Origin of the sequence: Helicobacter mehlei (assembly GCF_007280785.1) — a bacterium.
In the GTDB taxonomy this organism is placed as follows: domain Bacteria; phylum Campylobacterota; class Campylobacteria; order Campylobacterales; family Helicobacteraceae; genus Helicobacter; species Helicobacter mehlei.
This window is the reverse complement of the sequence record NZ_VKGC01000005.1, coordinates 99,422-109,584: the sequence shown is the minus strand read 5'-3', so window position 1 is coordinate 109,584 and position 10,163 is coordinate 99,422. Positions and strand designations below refer to the sequence as shown.

The following is a 10,163-nucleotide window of genomic DNA, read 5'->3' as shown; positions in this document are numbered from 1 at the left end:
CCCCCCCCCCCCCCCCCCCCCCCCCCCCCCCCCCCCCCCCCCCCCCCCCCCCCCCCCCCCCCCCCCCCCCCCCCCCAACTAGTGCCAAACTTCTTCCTTCTTTAAAGGGGCGATGGTAGCATAAAAATTCTAAAAACGATCATGGGTTAGTCCCGTTTTTCGTGTCTGATGAACTCTGGATTCACCCCTGCCATTTTGTCAGCCACCATTTGGGGGAAGTTGGGGTGGGGGATTTGCAAATTTATCCCTGCATATTTATAAATCTCCACACAACGTCCCAAACCATCGGGAGTTTGGAGCAAGGCATCAATTTTGGGGTGGTAGATCACATGATGGTTAGCGTGCATGGATGGGGGGTAGGGCACAAAGCGTTTAAAGGTGTTGCCACTACTGATCACAAAAATAGGCCCAAGGTCCAAAGCGACACAAAAATGCGGGATTGCCGTTTCATTGGACACAATAAAACGCGCTTGGCAGAGCACAGATAAAAGCTCCATTAAGCTTGTTTTGCCAGCTAAGTTGAGGGCATTAGGGATTTTTTGAACTAATTGTAAGCCCTCAGAACTCTCATTGGGCGAGCCACACAGCACAATCTGGAAGGCTGGGGCGATTTTTTGGGCTAGAGTCACCCACGAATCGAGTGCCCATTTTCTTTTGGGGTTGCTAGCCCCTAAAAAGAAAACGCCGTAATCTTGAGAGGGCAAGGCAAAGCTAGCCTTTGCATTCAAGGGCGGAGGTGGGGGGAGCTTGAAATACACTTTTGTCAAGGGCTTTTGCACCAGCTGGCTAAAAAATTCCCGATTGCGCTCAAATTCAAATAGGACCTCTGGGGAATTATTAAAAAGGCGTGTGTAGGCATGATCGAGACGGCCCGGGCGTGGGGTATCCACAAGCCATTGATTCACCTGCTCAAAACCTAAATGGCCCATTTTATGCTGGGCATGGATTAGACTGACTAAAAAGTCATCTTTGTAGATGGAACGACTGAATGTGGGGGTTAAAATCATTTCATAACTTCGTTTGTTGAGCATATAGACTGTCTTAAGGCGATAAAACAGAGGAAATCGTTTCCAAGAGCTCCACTTAGAGATGTCCAAAGGGATCAGATGATCGATATAGGATCGATCATAGGCTTCTATGATTTCTAAAAAACCTTGATTGCACAATAACGTGATCTCATAGCCGGCATAAAACTCTCTTAAGGGCTGTAAAAAATTCCTAAAAAGCACATAATCGCCAATGGTGTCTAATTTCATCAACAATAAAGTTTTGGGGCGAATCGGCTGTTTGTGGATTTTGCGCAACACCCACACCATCCAAGAGGCTAAAAAATAAGACACCCTTTCGAGCCATAAGCGTACATGGAGACGCAAATAGGCTAGAATGCTTAAATGTTCGTCCAATGTTTAGCCCTGAGCACTTAAGAAGTTTTCATCAAGCCTAGCAGGGCTTCTTTGCTAAAGCTGGGCGTGTTGAGCGTGGGGGGTTTGCTAAAGACTTGTTTTTGACTCACGCTCTCTTGGATTTTGCCCAAGGCTTGCTTGATGATCTCTAGGCGATCGTGCAAATACGCTGATAAATATCCAGCCCCCTGAGTTTCTAGCAACTCTAGCGGGTTGGCTACTTGCACTTCTAGACTCTCGCTCTCCAAACTAATAACCAACGACCCTCCAAAAAGGGCTTGCCCTAAAAATTGTGCCTTTTGCACCACTTCTTGCATCTGTGGCTCCGTGTTGCTATCCTGCCCGAGTGTGGGGATGAGCTTGAGCAATTTTTGGCAGGCAATCTGCAAGGTTTGCAAAGCCCCGATACTTTCATTGATGCCCTTGATCTCGCGACTGAATTTATCGATCTTGGCGGATTTTTGCTGGGTGTCTAGAATTTCTAAACTTTGGGTGTCAATCACGCCTAAGTGCTTTTGCAACGCTTCTAGCATGTTCTGTTTCAACATCTGCCATCCTTGTAGTGAGATAAACAAAACAAGCATTTTTTGTTCCGCTATAATTGGACAAGTTTTTTTAGGTATAATGGCGGGCCAATCTTGAAAGAAGAAAGTCTATGAAGCGTATTTTTTTCCTTTTAGTAGTTTGTTGCTATTTTGTCAGTGGCGTAGAGAGAAATGCTCACATGGCTATTGATGTGGAAAAGAGTGTCCATGTGGTGAAAAAAACAGGTGGTGAAAATGCGCCCACTTTATTACTCATGGGTGGGATTCAAGGCGATGAGCCGGGTGGGTTTAACGCCACCGATGTTTTTTTAATGCACTATAAAATTTTGTCGGGGAATGTGTGGGTGGTGCCGGTATTAAACCGCTATTCTATGCTCTTAAACCACCGCGGGATTTATGGCGACCTGAATCGTAAATTTGCCTATTTGAGCCCCAAAGACCCCGAATATCCCTTAATCCAGTCCATTAAAGGGCTGGTGGTCGATCCTCAGGTGCAGGTGATCATGCACTTGCACGATGGGAGCGGGTTTTACCGCCCCACTTATAAAAGCGCATTGCTCAATCCTAGGCGTTGGGGCAATTCCTCCATTATCGATCAAGATGAGTTGCCCGGCGTGGAGTTTGGGCACTTAAAACGCCTCTCTGTGGGGATCACCGACCATGTCAATCAGTTTTTGCTCAAACCTCTGCACAAATACCATGTCCGCAACACCCACACCGCCCGGGGTGATAAAGAGATGGAAAAAGCTTTAACTTACTTTGCCATCAAACACAAAAAGGCCGCCTTTGCCAATGAAGCCAGCAAAGAACTTTCTTTAGCCCAGCGGGTGTATTACCACCTCCTAGCCATTGAGGGGCTAATGCAAGAGGTAGGGATCACCTACACCAAAGATTTTACCCTTAAGCCCGCTAGTATTTACCGCTTAATCAACGATCCCAGCCTCACCCTGACTATGAATCAAAATATCCTCCTGCCCCTATATGGTTTGCGCAACCAGCTTAAATTTTTCCCCTTCCCCAAAGACACGCCCGTTAACCAAATCAGCCTCCAATCACAAAGCTATATTTTAGGACTCTTGCCCCGCAAAAACCAAATTTGGCTCAAGTATGGCAACAAGCTGATGACTCGGCTACATCCACTCTATTTGGATTTTGATTATAGCCTTAAGAATATTGATATTGAACTTGATGGGAAAATCACAAACGCGGCACCTGCTAGTATATTGGAAGTCAAACGTTCTTTTAAGATTTTGCCCAAAGAGGGTTATCGCGTGAATGTGATCGGGTTTTCTCTCAAAAATGGCGGGAAAAAACCCAATGAAGTGGGAGTTAAGATCGCTTATAAAAATTTGGATCAAAGATACTCCATTGATAGAGGGGGCAAGATTTACCGCATTGAAATCTACAAAGGGGATGCTTTTAGTGGCATGGTTTTGGTGCGCTTCATCTGATGCCCTTTTCTAGTTTAGAAATCTTAATGGCACTCAAACGCCTAGATTTACTCCGCGATGCTCCACCCTTGTGGTGGCCGGGTGCGGGCTCTTTTGAAGTGGTGATAGGAGCAATTTTAACTCAAAATACCCGCTTTGAGCGCGCCAAGCAATCCCTAGAGAATTTAAAAGCACTGGGGATTTTAAGCCCAGATACACAAGCCACCCTCACATGTCTAGCCCACAGCAAGCCTAGCGATCTAGCTCCCCACATTGCCCCTAGTGGGTTTTATAACCAAAAGGCACACCGCTTGGTGTTGTTGAGCCAAAATATCTTAAGGGATTTTGGTGGCTTTGAGAGTTTTAAAGCCCAAGTGGATCGCGCTTGGCTCTTGGAACAAAGGGGCATTGGCAAAGAAAGTGCCGATGCGATTTTAAACTATGCTTGTTTGCGCCCTATCTTGGTAGTGGATAAATACACATACCAGCTTTTATTATCTTTGGGGATGGATATTCCCGACTATGACGATCTGCAAGCCTTTTTGATGCATGGTCTGCAAGATCGCCCAGAGCAAACTTTAGAGCTTTATAGCCACCAGCTGGATTTAGCCAGCATTTATGCGCGCTTCCATGGCAAAATTGTCGCTTGCATGTGCGCCAAAATAAATCTCAAGCCCTATTTAGAAGGAAAACCATGATTTTTATTGATGCCTGCCATAGAAAACAAACCCCCTATACCCCCATTTGGATGATGCGCCAAGCGGGGCGTTATTTGCACGAATACCGCGCACTACGCCAGCAAGCCAAAGATTTCTTAGATTTGTGTTCTCGGGTGGATTTAGCCACGCAAATCACGCTCCAGCCCGTAGAAATCTTGGGCGTGGATGCGGCGATTTTGTTTAGCGATATTTTGGTGATTCCCCATGCAATGGGCTTGGATTTGGAATTTATCCCCCAAATGGGACCTAAATTCTTACACACTATCAGCACCCTAGAGCAGGTGCAGGCGTTGCAATCGCACGCCTACCAAAAATTAGATTTTGTCTATGAAACCCTTTTGAGTGTGCGCGCCAAGCTAGACCCCTCTAAGGCACTCATTGGCTTTAGCGGTGCGCCTTGGACTTTGGCGACCTACATGATCGAGGGTGAGGGCAGTAAAACCTACCATAAATCTAAAAAATTGCTCTACACCCAGCCCCATATTTTGCATGCCCTCTTGGAAAAGTTGAGCATAGAGATTATTGCGTATTTGTCTAGGCAGATTCAGGCAGGGGCTAATGCCGTGATGATTTTTGATTCGTGGGCAGGGGCTTTGGAATTAGAGGCGTATTTAGAATTTAGTTGGAAATACATCCGGCACATTAGCCAAGCTCTTAAATCCCAGCATCCCGACACCCCAATTATTGTTTTCCCTAAGGGTGTGGCGGGGTTTTTGGGGCATTTAGGTGGGAATTTTGAGGTGTTTGGGTGTGATTGGAGTACACCACTAGATTTAGCCAGACATATTTTAGGCGATCGCTATGTGTTGCAGGGCAATTTAGAGCCTGCCCGACTCTATGATAGAAATGCGATGTTAGAGGGTGTGGAGCGCATTTTAAAAGTGATGGGCAAGCAAGCGGGTTTTATTTTTAATTTAGGGCATGGCATGATCAAGGACTTGCCCAGAGAAAATGCCCTAGAGTTGGTTAAATTTGTGCAAACCCAAACAGCTAGATAATCCTAGTATTTGAAGATATAGGTAAATTCCTCAAAAAGTTTGTTTTGGGCAAAAAACATGGTTTCCAACAGAGCATCTAATTCATTATCAACACGGATGAGCCGCCCACCTTCTTTGGTTTTGAAATAGTGGGGCTTGTTGTGTAGATAGTTGAGTATTTGGGTGTAGCGCGACAAGATAAGCTGAACATTATTGCTCACAAGAACTTGTTTATCGGGGGGTAAAGTGGTGTTTAAAAAATAATCATAGAGGCGGTAACTGCAAGTATCCAGCACATCAAAGGATTGTAAGCTTCTGGTAAGCGATTCAAGAGTGCTAGGATCGGGGGTTTCTGTGCGTGCACTTTTCATGCAGGTCTTAAAAGCGTCCAGCTGTCTTAAAAAGGCGTTTTGGACTTCTAAAGCGATACGGGGTTTGTTTTGAATCGTGGTTGCCAAAAGATGGTGCAGGGTGGCGATGAGGTGGCGGGCATGCTGGATAAATTCATCTTTGTCGTATTTGGGCCACACAAACAAAAACACAACATAGACAATCAAAATCCCCAAGATAATGTCTAAAAAGCGGAAGGCGACAATATCCACAAAGTCGTATTTGAGTAGCGAAAAGCACAGCACAAAGGAAAACATCAAGGACATTGACCAAGTTACATAAGAATAGACCTTGAGGTAGATAAACAAAAACACGCTTGCCACCAAAAAGGCGTAAAAAATGGGGCTTTTAGCAAACAAGCCCACCACAATCAAGCCCAAGATCAAGCCAATGCTAGAGCCCGTGATAAGCTCTGCTTGGGCTTCTTTGGTGCTCCCTAAAGAAGTGCGCGACACAAAGAGGGTTGCCATCGCAATCCACATGCCATGGTTAAACCCAAAGTAGCGGGCGACAAACACGGCAATACCCATCGCAAGGGCGTATTTAGAGGCGTATTGGAAGACGGGGTGTTTGAGATGGCATGCCTTCCAAATGTCTTTGAATGAAGCCTTGTGAGCGGGGTTGGGATCAACTAGACTCTCTTCACCCCCCATGATGAAGACTTCCATTTTGTTATAAATAATGGCTAGGGAATGTTGCAAGACCTTATCCACCTGGGGGTCTAGGTTTTCTAGGGCTTGTTTTTGCAGATAAACATTGTGATTGGAAAAAATCCCAGCCAAGAGGCGTAAATTCTCGACCAGTTCTAAACGGATAGGTTCTAAAGTGGGTTGGTTAAAATCCCCATAGATGGAGTGGATAGAGTGGTACATTTCTTCTAGGGCATTGAGCTGGAATAAACTGCGTTGGATGTTTTGGATCGCATGGGGGTCTTTGATCTTGCTAGAGCGCGAGGTTAAAATAAACTTGGTGTTGTGGATTTGGGCAAGCACTTTGGTTTTGATCAAATTGTAATCTGTAGGGCTATTGACATAGCGTAACATCAGTTCCATGCTAGAAAGTAAAGTTGTGAAGCGTTTTTGGGTGAAGTAGCTGTATTTAGAGACAAAAATAAAATACTGGATGGCGATGCTCAGCAGCCCAAGCGCGGTGATCATAGTTAGGATTTGTCTAAAATCAATGGGTGCACCCGCATCGATATAAAGGCAGGTAACCAGCCCATTGGAAAGGGCCATATTACACACTTTATGCAAGTCTAAGCTATAAGCACTGGAGAGCCCCACCAAAAAAGTTACAATCAAAATGGGGACACACAGCCACGCCCCAAAGTGTGCCAAAGGATAGAACAACACCACATTAAAACAGCTAATGGCGATAAAGAGCAACAAATACCCAATTTCGTGTTTCTTGTCGCTGAGTAGCAGACTGAGATAATATAAAAAAATGGTTTGCAGACCCGCCCAAATCACCACATACCAGCCAAAGAACAACGCCCCTAGCCCCGCACAAATAAAGGTTGTGAAAGTGGCTTTGAGGGCATAAACAAGGCTAAAATAGCCCGGATCATACAGGTGGATCGTACGCTTGAGACGATTAAATAGGCTGGTGGGTGAGGCGATCATGCTTTAATGGATGGTGGGCTGGATTTGCTTGTTATCGGCTAATTTTTCTTGTTGCACCCTGCTTAAAAATTCTAGTAATTGGGAGCTAGCTTGGGCGTAGGCTTGGCTCACTTTAGAATGAGGGTGGGTGATATAAATGGGCGTACCCTTATCCCCGCCCTCTCGAACTTGGATTTCTAGGGGGATTTGGGCTAATACTTGGGTCTGGTAGCGTTTGGCTAGGGCGTCTAGGGTGTTTTTGCCAAAAATCTCGCTCACTCGCGTACAATGGGGGCAGACAAACCCGCTCATGTTTTCAATGATGCCCGCAATGGGGATATGCAGGCGTTCAAACATATCTAAGCTACGGCTAGCATCATCTAAGCTCACACTTTGGGGTGTGGTGATGGTGATACCTGCGCTAATGGGCACGGCTTGGGCCAGGGTGAGTTGGGCATCCCCAGTGCCCGGAGGCATATCCACGACCAAAATATCCAACTCTCCCCATAAAATATCAGTGAGCATTTGCTCAATAGCACGCATCAGCATCGGACCACGCCAAATCAAGCTCTGCCCCTCTTCATAGAGTAACCCCATACTCATGCTCTTGATCTTATAGGCCTCTAGGGGGATGAGCTTTTTACCACTGGGATCGGTGCTGGGATTGACCTCCATCAAACCCAACATTCTAGGGATATTAGGACCATAGACATCAGCATCTAAAAGCCCAACTTTTTGGTGTTGTGCCGCAAGGGCGAGGGCAAGATTAACGCTTGTGGTGCTCTTGCCCACCCCGCCCTTGCCAGAGCTCACCATCACCACATGCTTAATATTGGGGGCTAGATTCTTGGTCGTGGGTTCGGGGGTCTGTCTGGCTTCCCTCTTAGGGGGGGTTTTGATGTCAATGTGGCAATTTTCAATGCCCAAATCCTGCATTTTGGCTAGAATGTTGGTTTTGAGAGTTTGGCTCACTTCTGGCGAACTAGAAGGGATGTCTAACAAAAGGGCTAATTTTTTTTCATGAAGAGTGATATTTTTGACAAAGCCAAAGCTCACAATGTCTTTTTCAAAATTGGGGTAGATCACGCTCTTTAAAACGCCCAGCACTTCATCCTGTGTAATCATTTTGATCCTTAAATTGAGGGTAGCCCAAACTTATACCTACTTTTGCTTAACATTTATTAAAGTTGGGCGGTGCTTGGTGGGCTTGGGGTGTGTGGGGGGGGTTGGCAAAGCAAGCGCGCGACGAGGCACTTCCTTTAAAACTAAATCTTGCGAGGGGGTGAGGTATTGGTATTTGACCAAAGTTTGGATAATCTGCTTGAAGATTGGGGCAGCAGTTTGACTCCCATAATACTCCTCACTCCCCAAAGAGCCAAAGACCACCACACCCACCACAAAGGTGTTTTTCTTGTCCTTAGCAAAGCCAAAAAATGAGCTGTTGTAAATGTCGGTATATTTACCATTATTAGCCGTCCTAGCTGTGCCCGTCTTGCCCCCCACAACCAAGCCCTCCACTTGCGCGCGTTTGCCCGTTCCATGGGTTACCACCTTGATCAAGAGCTTTTGCATGGTGTGCGCGCTTTGGGGGGAGATCACTTGTCTAGGCGGGGCTAGATCAGGGATAAAAACATCTCCATTGGGGGCGTTGTAGCGTTGGATTAGGTGTGGGGTTGTTATCTCCCCTTGGTTGGCAAACACGCCATAAGCCCGCAACAGCTGCAAAAAGGTCGTGCGCAAGCCATAGCCATAAGAGGCAGTTCCCTTATAAACTTCACGATTAAGCAGTTTCACGCTGGGGATCAGCCCGGTTTTTTCATAGGGGAGTTCAATACCGGTTGGCTCAGCAAACCCGAAATTCTTAAGTCCGGTGTAAAGTTCCTGCCCACTTAGGCGTTTGGAGAGCTTGATCATGCCCACATTGCTGGAGCGCACCAAGACATCTTCAATCGTATTTTGTTTAAGCGGGGCAAGATCGTCTTTGATGGTGTATTTGCCTAGCTTGTAAAAACCATGGTTTAAGTCAATCAGCTGGGTGGCTACAATGCGTTTTTTATCCACTAAGAGCGAATAGACAATGGGTTTAATGGTACTACCCGGCTCAAAAGAGAGCTCTGTAGCATCGACATTTAAAGCGGGATAATCGCTCTTTTGGATATTATTGGGGTTAAAGCGGTTGGTGGTGGCTAGGGCTAGCAATTCGCCATTATGGGGGAGATAGATTCCAGCAATGATTTGCTTGGACTTGTAGTGGGCTTTGGCATGATCTAAGATTTTTTCTAGCTCGCGTTGTAGTCTTAAGGGGATACTCAAGGCCAAGTCATAGCCATTTTCGCGGGGCTGACTCTTAAAAGTCTTGTCCTCAATGAGATTAAAGCCCAAATCGCGCTTACCTATGTCCTGCCCATCTTGCTTGGGGGCTAATATTTTGTCCTTGAATTTTTCAAGCCCTTTGACACCTTCCACAGAAGTGATCTTAGAAACATCGATTTTTTTGACATACCCCACCAGCGGTTCAAAATTGTCAGCATAAAGATAGTTGCGTGCAATCCCGCTCACTTCAATACTCAAGCCTATCTTGGGCACGACTTTTTTGCTAGAGTCTTCATATTCGATAAAGACATTGTAAGCCAAGAATTTGGCATTGAGTTGGCGCAAACTGGCTGCCGTGTTGGCGTTGATATTGTAGGAGAGGGTTACAAAGCCCTCTTGAGAAAATTTCTCGGCGATGATGGACTTAGGGATGTTGGTATAAATGGAGAGAAGATCGATAAAAAACTGCTTTTTATTGGGGTCAATGGAGAGCGTGTTAAACCCCACTTTAAAGAGTTTTTGACTACTGGCAAGACTAAAGCCATCTTGGCTATAAATCGTGCCACGCGTGGCAATATCGGTCTTGGTAACCACAAAAGCGGGCATTTTACGGGGTAAGAGGGCTTTAAAAAACATTACCACAACGAACAAAACCAACGACCCACAAATGACCATAAAGATCAGCAACAAGCGTTCTGTACGCCTAGGTCCTAAATCTTGAGGGATATCGGGGCTGGTCTGTAGCGCAGACTCCATTAAAACTTCTTAAAATCCGCGCCTACACC

The 10,163-nt window shown here is 45.9% G+C and carries 7 protein-coding genes and 1 pseudogene; 3 read left to right on the top strand and 5 right to left on the bottom strand.

Annotation, left to right across the window (positions count from 1 at the left end; translation table 11 throughout):
* Positions 1-146: 146 nt before the first annotated feature.
* The gene (locus FNE76_RS03495) at positions 147-1,403 is read right to left on the bottom strand and encodes a glycosyltransferase family 9 protein (RefSeq protein ID WP_143928376.1); all 1,257 of its coding nucleotides are present in this window, start codon (positions 1,401-1,403) and stop codon (positions 147-149) included.
* A gap of 17 nt (positions 1,404-1,420) precedes the next feature.
* Positions 1,421-1,951: a flagellar FLiS export co-chaperone gene (locus FNE76_RS03490; RefSeq protein WP_120947962.1), complete on the bottom strand. Its 531-nt coding sequence runs from the start codon at positions 1,949-1,951 to the stop codon at positions 1,421-1,423.
* A 107-nt stretch (positions 1,952-2,058) separates the two neighbouring features.
* Between FNE76_RS03490 and FNE76_RS03485 the strand changes: the two genes are divergently transcribed.
* From FNE76_RS03485 to hemE, 3 genes are read left to right on the top strand one after another with little or no spacing between them, the layout of a single operon-like run.
* A complete protein-coding gene (locus FNE76_RS03485; RefSeq protein WP_120947963.1) occupies positions 2,059-3,399 on the top strand; it encodes a M99 family carboxypeptidase catalytic domain-containing protein in 1,341 nt (446 codons plus the stop codon).
* Positions 3,399-4,076, top strand: a complete 678-nt coding sequence (locus tag FNE76_RS03480) for a 3-methyladenine DNA glycosylase (RefSeq protein WP_120947964.1) — start codon at positions 3,399-3,401, stop codon at positions 4,074-4,076. The genes FNE76_RS03485 and FNE76_RS03480 overlap by 1 nt, the downstream gene beginning before the upstream one ends.
* Positions 4,073-5,095 (top strand): uroporphyrinogen decarboxylase, encoded by a 1,023-nt coding sequence (gene hemE / locus FNE76_RS03475; protein WP_120947965.1) that lies wholly within the window; start codon positions 4,073-4,075, stop codon positions 5,093-5,095. The genes FNE76_RS03480 and hemE overlap by 4 nt, the downstream gene beginning before the upstream one ends.
* A 2-nt stretch (positions 5,096-5,097) precedes the next feature.
* Here hemE and FNE76_RS03470 read toward each other — a convergent pair whose 3' ends face one another.
* The 3 genes and pseudogenes from FNE76_RS03470 to FNE76_RS03460 form a co-directional block, all read right to left on the bottom strand.
* Positions 5,098-7,086, bottom strand: coding sequence for an FUSC family protein (locus tag FNE76_RS03470; protein WP_235852216.1), 1,989 nt, complete (start codon positions 7,084-7,086; stop codon positions 5,098-5,100).
* A gap of 3 nt (positions 7,087-7,089) precedes the next feature.
* Positions 7,090-8,211 (bottom strand): annotated as a pseudogene (locus tag FNE76_RS03465) (Mrp/NBP35 family ATP-binding protein); the annotation flags it as partial.
* A gap of 15 nt (positions 8,212-8,226) precedes the next feature.
* Entirely contained in the window at positions 8,227-10,134 is a 1,908-nt protein-coding gene (locus tag FNE76_RS03460) for a peptidoglycan D,D-transpeptidase FtsI family protein (protein ID WP_120947967.1), read from the bottom strand.
* Positions 10,135-10,163: the final 29 nt, after the last annotated feature.